Here is a 16,929-nt window from a genome sequence, read left to right on the forward strand (position 1 = left end):
CTTAGATCCACTCCCTATCGGAGAAGATAACAGAGTAATCTAATAGTTAGCAACTCCAAACTTGTTCAATGTCATTAATGATTATTTAGTTGCTGCAATATCTTTGTCAAATTGTTGTAATTTAGCTAAGAAATCGCCTTCTTTAATTTTACCGTTGAAGGCATCGCTAAGGATAGCTGCACTTTCAGTCCAGAAAGTACCCATTTGGCTAAGTTTTGGCATTACAACAGTGTAATCTGATGAAGATCCCATTGTGATAACAGTTTTAGCAAGTTCGTTTGATTGAACTTCTTTAGAAGATTGAACTGTTTTGTTTGAAGGAACGATGTTACGAGTTTTGAATTGGTTTTCTTGGCTTTCTGCATTTGTTAAGTATGAAGCAAGTTTGTAGCTTGCAGCAATACGTTTAGCATCACCTTTAGCTGGTGCTTGGTTAACAGCATAAAGTTTAACACCTAAGAAAGCTTTTTGTTGAACTTCTTGACCACCGATAGTCACTTTTGGATAAGCAGCTACAGCAAGTTTATCTTTACCAATAGCATCTTGAGCAGCAGCATAATCCCAAGGTCCTGATTCAAATGCAGCAACTGAACCGTCGCCAAATTTAGACATACCGTTGTTAGCATCTAAGCTTACGAAACCTTTGTTATTTTTTTGGTCTGCAATCCATTTAAGAACAGCTGCACCTTTTTCATTGCCCCAGTTTGTACCTTTAACATCTTCACCGTTAGCACCAAATAATGTGTTACCAACAGACATGAATAAAGGACCAGTAGCATAAGCGTTAGCTTGTTTGAAGTTACCACCGAAAGTAGCTTTTGATGTAATTGTTTCGTATGATTTAACATCTTCAGCACTTAATTTTTCTTTATTGTAGAAAAGAACTTGTGATTCAATACCAAATGGGAATCCGTAAGTTTTACCTTTGTATTGTGCACCAGCGATAGCTTGGTCAGTATCGTTTTTAGCGATATCTTCAGTGTATTTAGCAGGAACTTCTTGAATAGTACCTGATTCTACTAATTGACCTAATTGGTCATGAGGAAGTGAGAAGACATCAGCAGCAGTACTTGCATCTTTTTTGATTTTTTCTTGTGCTTTTGGATCTTCAGATTCAACAACTTTTACTTTGTAGCCAGAATCTTTTTCGAATTTTGCAACTGTATCTGCGTATGATTTTTTAGATCCAGTTGGGACCCATAATTTAATTGTTTTTGAGTCTGATGAAGCAGATTCACTTTTAGCGTTTGAACCTTGTGAACATCCAACTAGAAGAGTACTAGCAAGTGTAAGACTTGCTCCGCTGACGATAACTTTTTGCCATGATTTCATAGCTATTTCCTCCTAAGAAATATTTTATATCTCTATTATGCAACCGTTTGCAGATTATGTCAATAGTTTTTTGAAAAATATTTTAAAAAATCTTAATAATTGTCTTTAGAAGTCTTTAAAGACTGTTTGATTTTTCACTATATAATTGTATAATGGTTTAAACATATGAATTTAATTCATATCAAGACAATCACATGGACGAGGTTCTAAATGGTAACAATTAAAGATGTTGCGCAAAAGGCTGGTGTCAATCCTTCAACAGTTAGTCGCGTATTAAAAGATAATAAATCCATTTCGGAAAAAACAAAAGACAAAGTACGCAAGGCTATGCAGGAATTAGGCTATGTACCAAATGTGGCGGCTCAAATTTTGGCCAGTGGACTAACTCACAATATTGGTTTGGTTTTTCCACCAATTACATTTAGCGACCGTTTATCTGAGCCTTTTTTCATGCAAATTCTATCTACAATTACAAATGAAGCCAAAAAATATCATTTTACCATATCCATAGCAACAGGTATGTCAGTTGAAGCATTGGAAGAACAAGTAAAATTGATGCATTTGCAAAAACGTGTCGATGGTTTTATTATCTTATATAGTGAACTCAATGATCCCGTTAAAAAATATTTAATGGCCAATAATATTCCTTTTGTAATTGTCGGAGCCCCTGAAGGGGATGAAAATAGTATTACCTATATTGATAATGACAACCAATTGATGGCAAAGACAGCAGTCAATTACTTACATGAAAATGGCCACGAGAAAATCCTTTTTATAACGGATGATTTAGAGTCTGAAGTTGCATCAGAACGTTATATTGGCTATTTAAAAGGTTGTATTCGTTTGAAGTTAGAATCAAAACCCATGGTCTTGTTCGATCGTAGTGATGCCTTAAATGTTGAAGAATTAGTTCAAACCATTTTTGACTTTAAAGCGACAGCTCTAATTGTTATCGGTGACGTTCTTACTGTTCGCATGGTTCAACTTTTATCTTTTTATGGTTTAAAAGTTCCTGATGATATTTCATTGATTACTTTTAATAATTCTACTTATTGTAAATTAGTACATCCTTACTTAACGACTTTTGATATTAATGTAGAGAATTTGGGAGTTACTTCTTTTAAACAATTAATGGAAATTATCAATGCTAAAGGCAGCGGTTTAAGTCAAAAAATTCTGGTTCCCTTTACCCTAAAAAAACGTGAAAGTGTCCGTAATTTAACAAAAAGTAAAAACAGTATTTAAAAAAATATTGTTTTTTCTTGTTGACTTACGCAAACGGTTGCGTTATAATTTCATCATAGTCACTATTATGAGAGGTATTCGTATGGAAAAACGTGCAAGTGGAGTTCTAATGCATATTAGTTCTCTACCAGGAGAATTTGGAATTGGAACCTTTGGCAAATCTGCTTATGACTTTGTCGATTTTTTGAAAGAAACAAAACAAACTTTTTGGCAAATTTTGCCACTATCAACGACTAGTTTCGGTGATTCACCTTATCAATCTTTTTCAGCAATTGCAGGTAATACGCATTTTATCGATTTTACTTTATTAGTAAGAGCAGGCTACCTAAAAGTATCTGATTTTGCAGGTGTTGATTTTGGAACTGACCCTGAAGCCGTTGATTATGCAAAAATTTTCCATGCTAGACGTCCTATTTTGGAAACAGCAGTAGCTAATTTTCTAGCGTCAGCCGAGGGACCAGAAGCTTTATCAGTTTTTGAACAATCTGCGACATGGGTTACTGACTTTGCTGAATTTATGGCTATAAAAGAGCACTTTGGAAACAGAGCTTTACAAGAATGGTCAGATGTGGCCATCATTAAACGTGAAGAAGCAGCTTTAGCTAAATATCGTTCAGAGCTTAAAGATGTCATTAATTACCATAAAGTTTGTCAATATTTCTTCTTCCAACAATGGTTTGAATTGAAGACCTATGCTAACGATAATGGTATTGAAATTATTGGTGATATGCCTATCTACATTTCAGCTGATAGTGTTGAAGTCTGGACAATGCCTGAATTATTCAAGGTTGATCAAGACAAGAAACCTATGTATATCGCTGGTGTTCCTGCTGATGGCTTTAGTGAAGACGGCCAACTTTGGGGTAATCCGATTTACGATTGGAATAACCATTTGTCTACAGACTTTGCATGGTGGATTTTCCGTATCCAAGAAAGTTGCAAAATGTACGACCACGTTCGTATCGACCACTTTAAAGGCTTTTCTGACTTTTGGGAAATCCCTGGCGGTGATAAGACAGCTAAGAATGGACATTGGGCTTCAGCGCCTGGCTTTGAACTCTTTACAGCAGTCAAAGAGGCCTTGGGTGACCTGCCAATCATAGCTGAGAACTTGGGATACATTGATGCTCGGGCAGAAAAATTATTGTCTGAGACTGGTTTCCCAGGAATGAAAATTTTAGAATTTGGTCTTTATGACGAAACGAGCAAAAGTTTCGACTTACCACATAATTATAGTGCCAATAATATTGCATACACTGGAACACATGATAATGAAGTGATTAATGGATGGTATGAAAACTTAACGGTTAAACAAGCTCGTTTTGTTAAAGAATACCTTGGACAAGCAGATCACGAACCAATTAATAAAGCCATGTTACGAACAATTTTTGCATCTGTTTGTGACTATTCTATTCTCTGTATGCAAGATTTATTGGATAAACCTGCAGATAGTCGTATGAACATGCCTAATACAGTTGGTGGCAACTGGCAATGGCGGATGCTTGCTGAAGACTTAACAGTAGAACATAAAGCTTATCTGACTCATTTAACAGAGTTATATGGTAGAGCTAGAAGCAATAATTAATTTTTTGAAAAGAGGAAAACATGTCAACATTTACAACTTACACTGAGAACCGTCTAGGGAAATCATTAGCGCAAGCGCAAAATGAAGAAATCTACTTATCATTGTTAAGTTATGTTAAAGAAGCAGCTGCTGAAAAAAGTAAAAATACTGCTAAACGTAAAGTTTACTATATTTCTGCAGAATTTCTTATTGGTAAATTATTATCAAATAACTTAATCAACTTAGGTATTTATAAAGAAGTCAAAGACGAATTAGCAGCTGCTGGCAAATCAATTGCGGAAGTAGAAGATGTTGAGTTAGAACCATCATTAGGTAATGGTGGGCTTGGACGCCTAGCTTCATGTTTTGTTGATTCCATTTCGAGTTTAGGAATTAATGGGGAAGGTGTTGGTCTTAACTACCATTGTGGTCTTTTTAAACAAGTCTTTAAAAACAATGAACAAGAAGCAGAGCCAAACTATTGGATTGAAGATGAATCTTGGTTGGTTCCAACAACTATTTCTTATGATGTTCCTTTTAAAAACTTTACTTTAAAATCACGTTTAGATCGCATTGATGTCTTAGGTTATAAACGCGATACAAAAAATTACCTCAATTTATTTGACATTGAAGGTGTTGATTATGGTCTTATCAAGGATGGTATTTCTTTTGATAAAACTGAAATCAAAAAGAACTTAACCCTCTTCCTTTACCCTGATGACTCAGATCGTAATGGTGAATTATTACGTATTTATCAACAATACTTTATGGTATCTAATGCAGCGCAATTATTGATTGAAGAAGCTATTGAACGTGGTTCAAATCTTCACGATTTAGCTGATTATGCCTATGTTCAAATTAATGATACCCATCCATCAATGGTCATCCCAGAATTAATTCGTCTTTTGACTGAAAAACATGGTTTTGATTTTGAGGAAGCTGTTTCAGTTGTTAGACAAATGGTTGGTTATACAAACCATACGATTTTGGCAGAAGCCCTTGAAAAATGGCCATTAGACTACTTGAATGAAGTTGTTCCACATTTAGTTGTTATTATTGAAAAATTACATGCTTTAGTGGCTTCAGAAGTGGCTGACAAAGCCGTTCAAATTATCGATGAATCTGGTCGCGTTCATATGGCTCATATGGATATCCACTTTGCAACAAGTGTTAATGGTGTTGCTGCCCTTCATACTGAAATTCTTAAAAACAGTGAACTTAAAGCATTCTATCAATTATACCCAGAGAAATTTAATAACAAAACAAACGGCATTACCTTCCGTCGTTGGTTAGAATTCGCTAACCAAGACTTAGCTGATTATATTAAAGAATTAATCGGTGATGACTACTTAACAGATGCTGCTAAACTTGAAAAATTATTAGCCTTTGCTGATAATAAAGAAGTGCATTCGAAATTGGCTGAGATTAAATATAACAATAAATTAGCCTTGAAACGTTACCTTAAAGATAACAAGGGAATCGAACTTGATGAGAACTCAATCGTTGACACTCAAATCAAACGATTCCATGAGTACAAGCGTCAGCAAATGAATGCCCTATATGTTATTCATAAGTACTTGGACATCAAAAAAGGAAACTTACCAAAACGTAAAATTACAGTAATTTTTGGTGGTAAAGCAGCTCCAGCCTACATTATTGCTCAAGATATTATTCATTTAATTCTTTGCTTATCTGAACTCATTAACAATGATCCAGAAGTAAGCCCATATTTAAATGTTCATTTAGTCGAAAACTATAATGTAACAGTTGCAGAACACTTAATTCCAGCCACTGATATTTCTGAACAAATTTCACTTGCTTCTAAAGAAGCATCTGGAACAGGCAATATGAAATTCATGCTCAATGGTGCTTTAACACTTGGTACTATGGATGGTGCCAATGTTGAGATTGCAGAATTAGCAGGAATGGATAACATTTATACCTTTGGTAAAGATTCAGATACCATTATCAATCTTTATGCTGATGGTGGCTATGTGGCTAAACATTATTATGATATTCATCCAGACATCAAAGCAGCTGTTAACTTTATCATCAGTCCAGAAATGTTAGACTTAGGTAATGTTGCACGACTTGAACGTCTTTACAAAGAATTAATTAATAAAGACTGGTTCATGACATTGATTGATTTAGCTGAATACATTGAGGTTAAAGAAAAAATGTTTGCTGATTATGAAGATCAAGACTTGTGGATGACAAAAGTTGTTAACAATATTGCTAAAGCTGGATTCTTCTCTTCAGACCGGACCATTGAACAGTACAACCAAGAAATCTGGCATTCAAACTAATCTTCTAAAAATACATTCAAGCTAAATTCCAAAAACAAAATCATTACAACAAAGCTCCTAAACAAAAAAGCATTCAGTTCATTTGAACTGAATGCTTTTATTATCTTAAGTATTATTATGAAATCAACAAATGATGAATTTTGATTTCTTGATCGGCATAGTTTTCCTTTAAATCATTGACGACTTCTTGGTATAAGTCTTTAATGGCTTGTCTTTTCTCTGGGTATTCATGGCCAATGTAGTGGAACTGGCACTCAATCGTTAAGAAGAGCTCGTGGAAAAGGGTGTTTAACTTTTCCAATTTTTCCAGGAGTGCTTTATCATTCTGAATAAACTCAGGAATCTCATTATCTTCCCCAAGTTGTGCATCAACCACTGTAAGAGGGTAAGTACCATATTCAAGACATAGTTCGTAAGACATTTTTTTCTCCTTTATCGTCAATAAGATTGTTACCACTTTCATTCTTTCATATTTAAGACTTTCAGTCAATTATTTGGTATTTTGTGATTTTTTGAGCAAGCTAATTGATTGCGTTGCTTTCTTAAGAGACGGTATAATAATATGTAAAACTTTTGATAACATAGGAGATATCATGTCAGAAAAAATTAGAGTTCTTCTCTACTATAAATATGTGGCTATTGAAAATGCCCAAGAATATGCAGCAGAACATTTAGCATTTTGTAAATCAATTGGTCTTAAAGGCCGTATTTTAATCGCCGACGAAGGTATTAATGGTACTGTTTCTGGTGATTATGAAACAACACAAAAATATATGGATTGGGTTCATAGTGATGAACGCTTTGCTGACCTTTGGTTCAAAATGGACGAAGAAGATGAGCAAGCTTTCAAAAAAATGTTTGTCCGTTATAAAAAAGAAATCGTTCACCTTGGTTTAGAGGATAATGATTTTGATAACGATATTAATCCATTAGAAGTAACTGGTGAGTACCTTAACCCTAAACAATTTAAGGAAGCCCTTTTAGATGAGGACACGGTAGTCCTTGATACGCGTAATGACTATGAATATGATTTAGGTCATTTCCGTGGTGCGATTCGCCCAGATATCCGTAATTTCCGTGACCTACCTCAATGGGTTCGTGATAACAAAGAAAAATTCATGGAAAAACGTGTCGTAGTTTACTGTACTGGTGGCGTTCGTTGTGAAAAATTCTCAGGTTGGATGGTCCGTGAAGGCTTTAAAGATGTTGGCCAATTACACGGTGGGATTGCCACTTACGGTAAAGACCCAGAGGTTCAAGGCGAACTTTGGGATGGTGCTATGTATGTCTTTGACGAACGTATTGCTGTGCCAATTAACCATGTAGACCCAACAGTAGTAGCCAAAGATTACTTCGATGGTCAACCTTGTGAACGTTACGTTAATTGTGCTAATCCATTCTGTAACAAGCAAATCTTTGCTTCTGAGGAGAATGAGGCTAAATATGTTCGTGGTTGCTCGCCAGAATGTCGCGCCCACGAACGCAATCGCTATGTTGCTGAGCACGGGCTAAGCCGCCAAGAATGGGCTAGTCGCTTAGAAGGAATTGGTGAAACATTGCCAACATTAGAAACTGTATAATTTTGAAAAAAGGATTCCAAGTGGAGTCCTTTTTTTCCTTGTATTATGCTATAATATAGGCTTGTAAGGAGTAATAATGATGCAAAAACAGCTAACTCGATTAGCTATTCCTAAAATGGATTGTGCTAGTGAGGAACAAATGGTCCGCATGGCTCTTGGATCATTCGAGACCATTGAATCGATTCAGATTGACCTAGACAAGAGAGAAGCAGAGCTGATTCACCAAGAAAGCGAACAGGCTATTTTACAAGCTTTAATACCACTTAAACTTGGAACGCAACTGCTATTCACCAAAGCCTTAGAAGAAGGACAAGGGCTTCAAGAAGAATCAGGTTTGGACCGCCGGATTTTATGGCAGGTCTTAGCCATTAATGCTGGTTTTTTCGTGATTGAAGAAGTAGCTTCCCTACTTTTCCAATCTTTGGGCATCGCAGCTGATGGTTTAGATATGCTGGCTGATAGTTTGGTCTATGCTATGGCTTTATACGCTGTCGGATCTAGTCTGGCCAGACAAAAGATGGTTTCAAGTCTTGCTGGTTATTTCCAACTCTTTTTAGCCCTCATTGGTTTTATCAATGTTTTTATAAGGGTGACTCAGCCCCATTATCTCCCTAATGTGACCGGTATGTTTTTGGTTTCGCTTATGGCTTTGCTGGCCAATAGTTTGGCCTATTTTTTAATTGCCAAGTCCAAAAATCAAGGTCTCCATATGAAAGCTAGTAAAATCTTTACTTCCAATGACATTCTGATCAATTTAGGACTGATGTTGACCAGTCTTTTGGTAGCAATCTTCCAATCGCCAATTCCGGATTTAATCATAGGTTTCGCCATTTTCGTTTTGGTCGTCAGAGGAGCTTTCAAAATAATCTCATTATCCCGTTAGAAAAAGTGACAATATGCGACATTTTCATCAACCACCCTTAGTCCTATCAGGCTTAATCTTAGGCATGACTGCCTTAGGCAACTTACTAGGAAACTTTAGCCAAAGTTTGAGGATTCTCTTTCAAATCCCAGCAGCGATTCTTTACCTTTATTTAATATTTTCAATTATTAAAGAACCTAAAAGAGCACTAGAGGAACTCAGGTCTCCCTTAATAGCCTCAGTTTTTCCAACATTTTTTATGACAGGGCTATTATTTTCATCATTAATCATCAAAATCGGCAATTTTAGCTTAGGACACAGTCTTTGGTGCCTATTCCTAGTTGGCAATATCAGCCTGATGCTTTACTATATTTGGACCTTTGTCATTCATTTTAAATGGTCCAGTGTCTTCCCCTCTTGGTCTGTTTTGTTTGTGGGAATAGCAATGGCAGCCTTAACAGCTCCATTCAGCCAACATTTTAGACTAGGACAAGTTATTTTTTGGCTAGGTCTCCTTCTAACTTTTTTAGTACTGCCTTTTATGACTTACAAAACCTATAAAATTGGTTTAGAAGGGGCGACAAAACCAAATATTTCTACTTTTTGTGCCCCTTTGTCCTTGCTTGCAGCGGCCTATCTGGCAACATTTCCGCAGCCAGATAACGGAATGGTCATCTTTTTATTGATTTCCTCACAAGTGGTTTACTTTTTTGTCTTGGCCCAATTGCCAGTCTTAATAAAGAGAGCCTTTAATCCAGGTTTTGCAGCCTTTACGTTCCCTTTTGTTATTAGTGCTACAGCTTGTCGGGCTTCACTGATTTACTTAGGTCGAGAACAAAAGTTTCACATCGTTATTTTGACTGAAATACTTATTGCCACTGCCCTAGTGACTTATGTTTTTATCAATTATCTGATTTTTTTAGCAAAGAAAAAGGTTCAAGGATAAGTCCTTGAACCTTTTTACTTTTAGCGAGCTACGCGACGTCGAGCTGCTTTTTTACGATTTTCTTCGATAAATGCTTCTTTTTCTTCTTCTGGGTCGATGATTGTTTTCTTAACTGCGAAAACAGCACCAGCAACAGTAGCTGCAGTTGCAACAACACCAGTTGCTAAACCTTTAGCAAATAGATATTTCTTTGACATAACTTTTCTCCGTTTCTATAACAAGTGACTCTAGTTCACCCTGCTCTTATGTTATAATATATGGTAACTAAATTTACAATAATAATCAAGAAAAAGATGTTTTTTGAAAGATGAAGAAGAAAAGAAAAGTCATGATAAAAAAAGACAAGATAGTAGTTATTGTCGGTCCAACCGCTGTTGGTAAGACAGACTTAGGTATTCGCTTAGGCCAGGCCTTCAATGGCGAAATCATTTCTGGAGATAGTCAGCAAGTTTATCGTCAGTTAGACATTGGAACTGCTAAAGCGACAAAGGAAGAACAAGCAGCAGCCCCCCACCACTTAATCGATATCCGTGAGGTTACTGAAAATTATTCAGCCTTTGATTTTGTGACCGACGCTAATCAAGCTATCCAGGAAATTCTAGCAAAGGGTAAACTTCCCATTTTGGTCGGTGGCACCGGCCTCTACTTGCAAAGTTTGCTTGAGGGCTATCATCTTGGCGGTCAGCTTGATCAAGAAGCCTTACTCACTTATCGGGCAGAGTTGGAAAGTTTAGAGACAGAAGACTTATATAAGATGATTGCTGATAAACAAATTGAGATACCAGAACTTAACCGTCGTAGGGCAATCAGAGCCTTAGAGTTAGATCGATTTGGGAAAGATTTAAGCAATCAGGACTTTCCTTATGACTATTTGTTGATTGGCTTAAATGATGACCGTCAGGTCATTTATGACCGTATCAATCAACGAGTCGACCGGATGATGGAAGAAGGTTTATTGGATGAGGCTAAGTGGCTTTATGATAATTATCCTAATGTTCAAGCAGCAAGAGCAATCGGCTATAAAGAACTCTTTCCATATTTCAAAGGTGAAGCAAGTTTGGAAGAAGCAAGTGACCAATTGAAGCAAAATAGTCGTCGCTTTGCCAAACGCCAATTAACTTGGTTTAGAAATCGCATGGCCGTTCCATTTTACCCCATCACGGCAGATAACTATCCCCAAGCCGTTATGGAAGAAGTGACAAGGTTTTTAGCAGATAAGTAGCCTCAAAAAGGGAGTCCTATTCTTTAGAAAGATGGGTTTTTATGGTATAATAGAGGTTACGGAATTCGGAGGAAAAGCTATGGCAATGACAGAAACAAAGACGGAACAAGAACGGGTGATCCTGTTAGGCGTTGCCTTGCAGACCAGCGAGAATTTTGACATGTCGATGGAAGAACTAGCGAGTTTAGCAAAAACAGCTGGGGCTATGGTCATCGATTCATATGTACAAAAACGTGATAAATATGATAGTAAAACCTTTATTGGATCTGGTAAATTAGAAGAAATAAAAGCCATCATTGATGCTGAAGAAATTGATACGGTGGTGGTCAATAATCGACTGACCCCTAGACAGAATTCTAACTTAGAAACTGCTTTAGAGGTAAAAGTCATTGACCGGATGCAGTTGATTTTGGATATTTTTGCCATGCGTGCACGGAGTCATGAGGGAAAGTTACAAGTTCATTTAGCTCAACTCAAATACATGTTACCACGTTTGGTTGGCCAAGGGATTATGCTTAGTCGTCAAGCTGGTGGGATTGGTAGTCGTGGTCCTGGTGAGAGTCAGTTGGAATTAAACCGGAGGTCAATTCGTCATCAAATTTCGGATATTGAACGCCAACTAGCTGTAGTGGAGAAAAATCGTCAAACCATTAGGGATCGTCGTATTCAGTCAGAAACCTTTAAAATTGGTTTGATTGGTTATACCAACGCTGGTAAGTCTACCATCATGAATGTCTTAACTGATGATGGTCAATATGAAGCTAATGAACTTTTTGCGACACTTGATGCAACGACCAAACAGATTTATTTGCAAAATCAATTTAAGGCGACCTTAACCGATACGGTTGGTTTTATTCAGGATTTACCAACCGAGTTAGTGGCGGCCTTTAAATCAACCTTAGAAGAAAGTCGTCATGTTGACTTGCTACTGCATGTTATTGATGCCAGTGACCCCAATCATTCTGAACAAGAAAAAGTGGTCCTCGATATTTTGAAGGATTTAGAGATGCTAGACATCCCTCGTTTAGCTATCTACAATAAAATGGATCAAGCCACTAGCTTAACTGCAACAGCTTTTCCCAACGTCAGACTATCGGCCAAAAATCCTGAAAGCCGTAGTCTTTTGAGACGCATCATTATTGATCATATTCGGGATTTATACCTGCCTTTCTCAATAAAAGTTCATCAGGATAAGGCTTATAAACTTTATGATTTAAATAAAGTGGCACTATTGGATGCTTACAGTTTTGAAGATGAAGTGGAAGAAATTTCGGGTTATATTTCCCCTAAACAAAAATGGAGATTAGAAGAATTATATGACTGATTATCTTGCTCTAGCAACAAATCATGGTGGCTACACCACACTTGATTTAAATTATCTGAAAGAAAGTTTGCAAGGGTTAAGTCATGAGCAGAAGATGGCCTTTATCACACCGCCACCAAGTGTTATTAATGCTTACTTTGCAGAAATTTATCAAAAGCAATCTCCACAAGCAGCTTGTGACTACTATTTTGACTTGTGTAAGGCCCTTGATTTATTTCAAAAGCAACCAACATTTACTGAGCAGAAGCCATTTGTCCGTTTAAATTTATCTGGTAAGGCCTATGGTTTCACATATCAAGATCATCAGGAAATTGCTATTGTTTTTGCTGAAGAAGAAGTGAAAGCTGGAGAAGGACTTTTCTTTGAACTGGCCCAAATTTTCCCCAACTATCTGATTTATCAGGAAGAGGGAATGGTCAAAATGGGCAAGAAAGACTTTAACTTAGACAACCCTCAGGCCATTGAACTTGAAGGTGCTTTACTGACTAAGGCCTTCCAATCAGGTCAGATTGTTCTTTTATCAGGTTACAATGCTGACGAAGTCTTTAATCTTAGTCAGTCCTTCTCAGGGCAAAAATACTATGGCTTCCAACAGCGAGAATGCCAAGTTTACATTATCGAAGAGAAAGTATAGGATATATGGAATTACAATTTTTAGGGACGGGCGCGGGCCAACCAGCCAAACAGCGTAATGTTTCCAGTTTAGTATTAAAGCTTCTAGATGAAATTAATGAGGTTTGGATGTTTGATTGTGGTGAAGGTACCCAAAGACAAATTTTAGAAACAACCATCAAACCTCGCAAAATTCAGAAAATTTTTATTACCCATCTTCATGGCGACCATATTTTTGGTCTCCCTGGTTTCTTATCAAGTCGCGCCTTCCAAGCCAGTGAAGAACAAACGGATATTGAGATTTACGGGCCAGTTGGCATTAAAAACTTTGTTCAAGGGAGTTTAGCTGTTTCTGGTAGTCGCTTGCCTTATAAGATTTCATACCATGAATTTTCAGAAAAGAACTTGGGCAAGATTTTGGAAACTGATAAGTTTATCGTCTATGCGGAAAAGCTGGCGCATACAGTTTTTTGTATGGGTTATCGGGTTGTCCAAAAAGACCTAGAAGGTACTTTAGACGCTGAAGCTTTAAAAGCAGCAGGTCTTCCTTTCGGTCCCCTATTTGGGAAAATTAAGAATGGACAAGACGTGACCTTGGAAGATGGTAGTGTTCTTTTTGCCAAAGACTTTATTTCAGCACCTAAAAAGGGTAAAGTCATTACGATTCTTGGTGATACACGAAAAACGGATGCCAGCATTACTCTAGCCAAGGATGCGGATGTCTTAGTCCATGAGTCAACTTATGGCAAAGGTGATGACCGAATCGCTAAAAATCATGGTCACTCAACGAATATGCAAGCGGCGGAAATTGCTAAGGCAGCTGGCGTTAAACGCTTATTATTGAACCATGTTTCAGCCCGCTTTTTAGGGCGTGATTGTCGCCAAATGGAAATAGACGCAGCTCAAGTATTTGGGGCTGTCAAAATGGTTAAAGACTTTGAGGAAGTGACGATTTAATGACTGAAAAAATCATTGTCATAACGGGTGCATCTGGTGGTTTAGCCCAAGCCATGGTTAAACACATAAAAGAATCAGATTTTCTTATCTTGCTTGGTCGTAATAAGGCACAACTCGAAGAAATCTATGGTAATCGTAAGCAAAAGAAATGTATTCAAATTGATATTACGAATGCTGATGCTATTGAACATTTAGTGGCAGAACTTTATTTAGAATTTGGACACATTGATATTCTAATTAACAATGCTGGCTTTGGTGCCTTTAAGGCCTTTGATGACTATGATCATCAGGATGTTGAAAGGATGTTTAAAGTTAATACCTTTGCTTCCATGGATTTTTGTCGCTTGATTGGTGCTAGAATGGCTGCGCATGGTAAGGGTCATATTATTAATATTGTTTCAATGGCTGGTTTAGTTGCTTCTAGCAAATCCAGTTTATATGCGGCCAGCAAATTTGCCATGATTGGCTATTCTAATGCTTTACGTTTAGAATTAGCAGAAAAAGGTGTTATTGTTACTAGCATCAATCCTGGTCCCATTAAAACAGCTTTCTTCAAAGAGGCTGACCCAACAGGAACTTATTTGGAAAAAGTATCAGCTTTTGCCTTGGAACCAGACCAAGTAGCTAAAAAAGTGGTAGCAGTTTTTGGTAAGCAAAAAAGGGAGATTAATCTGCCTTGGACCTTATCTCTAACTCATCTTTTTTATACCCTCTGCCCAGGTTTATCCGATTATCTTGCAAGAAAGGTTTTTAATTATAAATGATTAAAGCTAATTATCAATGGGAGATCAAACAAGAAGAGCCAGATACTGGCTTTTTTAAGCTTGCTAAAGCTCAAGGCTTATCTAAACAGTCAGCTCAACTCCTTTTTCAACGTGGCATTCGAAGTGAGGAAGAAATGCTGGCCTTTTTGAATGCAGATTTATCAGCCTTACATGATCCCTATCTTTTACATGATATGGAAAAAGCAGTTCCGAGAATTAGACAAGCCATTGAAAATGCCGAAAACATCCTCATTTATGGGGATTATGATGCTGATGGCATGACGTCAGCTTCTATCATGAAGGAAACGTTAGAAATGATGGGAGCAGAGGTGCGGGTATATCTACCCAATCGCTTTACCGATGGTTATGGCCCAAATCTCAGCGTTTATAAATATTTTATTGAGCAGGAAGCTATCACTTTAATTATTACTGTTGACAATGGAGTTTCTGGTCATGAGGCTATTGCTTTCGCGCAAGCCAAGGGTGTTGATGTTATCGTTACCGACCACCATGGTCTGCCGGACACCCTGCCAGAAGCTTTTGCCATTATCCATCCAGAACATCCAGGAGCTGACTATCCTTTTAAAAAGTTGGCTGGTTGTGGGGTTGCTTTTAAGCTAGCGACTGCCCTTTTAGAATCAGTTCCGACGGAATTTTTAGATTTAGTAGCTATTGGAACTGTGGCTGATATGGTAAGTTTACGCGATGAAAATCGGATTTTTGTCAAGAATGGGCTGCAAATTCTCCGATCCAGTGAAAGGGTTGGTTTGCAAGAATTGATGGCTCTTTCCAAGGTTGATTTTGATCAGTTTGACGAAGATGTCATCGGTTTTAAAATTGCCCCTCAACTCAATGCACTAGGTCGTTTGGATGATCCTAATCCAGCTATTGAGCTTTTGACTGGTTTTGATGATGAGGAAGCTCAAGAAATTGCCCAGATGATTTATCAAAAAAATGAAGAACGTAAGGAATTAGTGGAATCCATTTTCCAAGAAGCTTTGCAAATGGTTGACTCAGAAAAACCAGTGCAAGTTTTGGCTAAAGCGGGTTGGCATCCTGGGGTTCTTGGCATAGTTGCCGGCCGGATAATGGAGAAAATTAGCCAAACGGTGGTTGTTTTAAATATTGACAATGGCTTTGCTAAAGGTTCGGCTCGAAGTATTGATGCGGTCGATATCTTCCAGGCCATTAATCCACATCGGGAAATTATGACGGCCTTTGGAGGTCATGCTGGTGCTGCTGGGATGACTTTACCAGTTGATAACTTGGAGGCCTTATCTCAAGTTCTCTGCGATTATATCACTGAACAGAATATTGATATCACTCAAAAAAATCACTTAAGTATTGACCAAGATTTGGATTTGCAGGATCTCTCTTTAGACCTCATAAAAAGTGTTCAGAAATTAGCACCATTCGGCATGTACAATCGAAAACCCATTTATAGAGTGACTGATTTTCAGATTAGCCAGGCCAGAACCTTGGGCGCCAATAATGTTCATCTAAAATTGAGGCTTAAAAAAGGTAATTTGGAAACCGATCTCCTGGCCTTTAATCAGGGGCATTTGGCCCTTGAATTTCAACAAGCAAAAGGCTTGGAATTAGCAGTAAGCTTATCTGTAAATGTCTGGAATGGCAATACCAGCTTGCAACTGATGTTAGTTGACGCCAGAGTAGATGGTGTCCAATTGATTGATATCCGTTCTAAAACGGCAAAAATACCAGATCAGATTTCCCTCTTTTCAGAAGATCCAAATAACCAGATTGTGGTTCTTGATAAGATTCCAGAAGAGATTCAAGCATTTAAAGAAGCCTTCTCAAAAAATGATTACCAGGCTGTTTACTTTAAAAATAGCATTGAAAAACCATATTATCTAACGGGTTATGGCAATAAGGACCAATTTGCCCGCCTCTACAAAACCATCTATCAGTTTCCGGAATTTGATATCCGCTTCAAGCTACAAGAGCTGAGCACCTATTTAAAAATTGAGAAAATTTTATTAGTGAAGATGATTCAAATTTTTGAAGAGTTAGGTTTTGTTTCCATTGAGAATGGCCTCATGACAGTTAATAAAGAGGCAGAGAAACGTGCTATTTCAGATAGCATGATTTACCAGGACCTAAAAGAATTAGTTAAGTTTCAGGAAATCATGGCTCTTGCTAAGCCAGAAGAGATTTATGCCTACTTGAAAGGTCAAGGAAACTGAGATTTTAGAGG

Annotated in this window: 15 protein-coding genes; 12 read left to right on the forward strand and 3 right to left on the reverse strand. The window is 37.4% G+C overall.

What is annotated here, in order from left to right:
- Positions 1–81: 81 nt before the first annotated feature.
- Positions 82–1,332: an extracellular solute-binding protein gene (locus A9Q68_RS01475; RefSeq protein ID WP_071792891.1), complete on the reverse strand. Its 1,251-nt coding sequence runs from the start codon at positions 1,330–1,332 to the stop codon at positions 82–84.
- 210 nt (positions 1,333–1,542) lie between these two features.
- On the opposite strand from A9Q68_RS01475, the gene A9Q68_RS01480 reads away from it, so the two are divergent.
- The 3 genes from A9Q68_RS01480 to glgP all read left to right on the forward strand — a co-directional run bounded on the left by A9Q68_RS01480 (position 1,543) and on the right by glgP (position 6,447).
- Entirely contained in the window at positions 1,543–2,577 is a 1,035-nt protein-coding gene (locus A9Q68_RS01480; RefSeq protein ID WP_071792892.1) for a LacI family DNA-binding transcriptional regulator, read from the forward strand.
- An 82-nt stretch (positions 2,578–2,659) separates the two neighbouring features.
- Positions 2,660–4,162 (forward strand): 4-alpha-glucanotransferase, encoded by a 1,503-nt coding sequence (gene malQ / locus A9Q68_RS01485; protein ID WP_071792893.1) that lies wholly within the window; start codon positions 2,660–2,662, stop codon positions 4,160–4,162.
- 20 nt (positions 4,163–4,182) lie between these two features.
- Complete coding sequence (gene glgP / locus A9Q68_RS01490; protein WP_071792894.1) at positions 4,183–6,447, forward strand: glycogen/starch/alpha-glucan family phosphorylase; 2,265 nt, start codon at positions 4,183–4,185, stop codon at positions 6,445–6,447.
- A 115-nt stretch (positions 6,448–6,562) separates the two neighbouring features.
- Here glgP and A9Q68_RS01495 read toward each other — a convergent pair whose 3' ends face one another.
- Positions 6,563–6,868, reverse strand: coding sequence for a hypothetical protein (locus A9Q68_RS01495; RefSeq protein WP_071792895.1), 306 nt, complete (start codon positions 6,866–6,868; stop codon positions 6,563–6,565).
- A 172-nt stretch (positions 6,869–7,040) separates the two neighbouring features.
- Here A9Q68_RS01495 and trhO point away from each other — a divergent pair, with 172 nt between their 5' ends.
- The 3 genes from trhO to A9Q68_RS01510 all read left to right on the forward strand — a co-directional run bounded on the left by trhO (position 7,041) and on the right by A9Q68_RS01510 (position 9,835).
- Positions 7,041–8,027, forward strand: a complete 987-nt coding sequence (gene trhO, locus A9Q68_RS01500) for an oxygen-dependent tRNA uridine(34) hydroxylase TrhO (protein ID WP_071792896.1) — start codon at positions 7,041–7,043, stop codon at positions 8,025–8,027.
- Positions 8,028–8,103: 76 nt separating this feature from the next.
- Entirely contained in the window at positions 8,104–8,910 is an 807-nt protein-coding gene (locus A9Q68_RS01505; RefSeq protein ID WP_240494201.1) for a cation efflux transmembrane domain-containing protein, read from the forward strand.
- 13 nt (positions 8,911–8,923) lie between these two features.
- On the forward strand, positions 8,924–9,835 hold the full coding sequence (locus A9Q68_RS01510; protein WP_071792897.1) for a TDT family transporter: 912 nt from the start codon (positions 8,924–8,926) through the stop codon (positions 9,833–9,835).
- 20 nt (positions 9,836–9,855) lie between these two features.
- Here the strand turns inward: A9Q68_RS01510 and A9Q68_RS01515 are convergent, their stop codons facing one another.
- Positions 9,856–10,032 carry a DUF3042 family protein gene (locus A9Q68_RS01515; protein WP_071792898.1) on the reverse strand — a complete coding sequence of 59 codons (177 nt, stop codon included), beginning with the start codon at positions 10,030–10,032 and terminating at the stop codon, positions 9,856–9,858.
- A 134-nt stretch (positions 10,033–10,166) separates the two neighbouring features.
- On the opposite strand from A9Q68_RS01515, the gene miaA reads away from it, so the two are divergent.
- From miaA to recJ, 6 genes are all read left to right on the forward strand, one after another.
- Positions 10,167–11,057, forward strand: coding sequence for a tRNA (adenosine(37)-N6)-dimethylallyltransferase MiaA (gene miaA / locus A9Q68_RS01520; RefSeq protein WP_206281795.1), 891 nt, complete (start codon positions 10,167–10,169; stop codon positions 11,055–11,057).
- An 85-nt stretch (positions 11,058–11,142) separates the two neighbouring features.
- Positions 11,143–12,381, forward strand: a complete 1,239-nt coding sequence (gene hflX / locus A9Q68_RS01525; RefSeq protein WP_106404002.1) for a GTPase HflX — start codon at positions 11,143–11,145, stop codon at positions 12,379–12,381.
- Positions 12,374–13,015 (forward strand): cystathionine beta-lyase, encoded by a 642-nt coding sequence (locus tag A9Q68_RS01530; protein WP_071792900.1) that lies wholly within the window; start codon positions 12,374–12,376, stop codon positions 13,013–13,015. The genes hflX and A9Q68_RS01530 overlap by 8 nt, the downstream gene beginning before the upstream one ends.
- 5 nt (positions 13,016–13,020) lie before the next feature.
- On the forward strand, positions 13,021–13,950 hold the full coding sequence (gene rnz, locus A9Q68_RS01535) for a ribonuclease Z (protein WP_071792901.1): 930 nt from the start codon (positions 13,021–13,023) through the stop codon (positions 13,948–13,950).
- Positions 13,950–14,714, forward strand: coding sequence for an SDR family NAD(P)-dependent oxidoreductase (locus tag A9Q68_RS01540; RefSeq protein ID WP_071792902.1), 765 nt, complete (start codon positions 13,950–13,952; stop codon positions 14,712–14,714). Before rnz ends, A9Q68_RS01540 begins: the two co-directional genes overlap by 1 nt.
- Positions 14,711–16,918, forward strand: coding sequence for a single-stranded-DNA-specific exonuclease RecJ (gene recJ / locus A9Q68_RS01545; protein WP_071792903.1), 2,208 nt, complete (start codon positions 14,711–14,713; stop codon positions 16,916–16,918). Before A9Q68_RS01540 ends, recJ begins: the two co-directional genes overlap by 4 nt.
- Positions 16,919–16,929 lie beyond the last annotated feature (11 nt).

Source organism: Streptococcus bovimastitidis, from assembly GCF_001885095.1.
Classification (GTDB): domain Bacteria; phylum Bacillota; class Bacilli; order Lactobacillales; family Streptococcaceae; genus Streptococcus; species Streptococcus bovimastitidis.

What these genes read in the sequence shown, in the direction of transcription:
- A9Q68_RS01475 (WP_071792891.1), bottom strand. Translation starts at nt 1,332, where the DNA reads ATGAAATCATGGCAAAAAGTTATCGTCAGCGGAGCAAGTCTTACACTT.
- A9Q68_RS01480 (WP_071792892.1), top strand. Translation starts at nt 1,543, where the DNA reads ATGGTAACAATTAAAGATGTTGCGCAAAAGGCTGGTGTCAATCCTTCA.
- malQ (WP_071792893.1), top strand. Translation starts at nt 2,660, where the DNA reads ATGGAAAAACGTGCAAGTGGAGTTCTAATGCATATTAGTTCTCTACCA.
- glgP (WP_071792894.1), top strand. Translation starts at nt 4,183, where the DNA reads ATGTCAACATTTACAACTTACACTGAGAACCGTCTAGGGAAATCATTA.
- A9Q68_RS01495 (WP_071792895.1), bottom strand. Translation starts at nt 6,868, where the DNA reads ATGTCTTACGAACTATGTCTTGAATATGGTACTTACCCTCTTACAGTG.
- trhO (WP_071792896.1), top strand. Translation starts at nt 7,041, where the DNA reads ATGTCAGAAAAAATTAGAGTTCTTCTCTACTATAAATATGTGGCTATT.
- A9Q68_RS01505 (WP_240494201.1), top strand. Translation starts at nt 8,104, where the DNA reads ATGATGCAAAAACAGCTAACTCGATTAGCTATTCCTAAAATGGATTGT.
- A9Q68_RS01510 (WP_071792897.1), top strand. Translation starts at nt 8,924, where the DNA reads ATGCGACATTTTCATCAACCACCCTTAGTCCTATCAGGCTTAATCTTA.
- A9Q68_RS01515 (WP_071792898.1), bottom strand. Translation starts at nt 10,032, where the DNA reads ATGTCAAAGAAATATCTATTTGCTAAAGGTTTAGCAACTGGTGTTGTT.
- hflX (WP_106404002.1), top strand. Translation starts at nt 11,143, where the DNA reads ATGACAGAAACAAAGACGGAACAAGAACGGGTGATCCTGTTAGGCGTT.
- A9Q68_RS01530 (WP_071792900.1), top strand. Translation starts at nt 12,374, where the DNA reads ATGACTGATTATCTTGCTCTAGCAACAAATCATGGTGGCTACACCACA.
- rnz (WP_071792901.1), top strand. Translation starts at nt 13,021, where the DNA reads ATGGAATTACAATTTTTAGGGACGGGCGCGGGCCAACCAGCCAAACAG.
- A9Q68_RS01540 (WP_071792902.1), top strand. Translation starts at nt 13,950, where the DNA reads ATGACTGAAAAAATCATTGTCATAACGGGTGCATCTGGTGGTTTAGCC.
- recJ (WP_071792903.1), top strand. Translation starts at nt 14,711, where the DNA reads ATGATTAAAGCTAATTATCAATGGGAGATCAAACAAGAAGAGCCAGAT.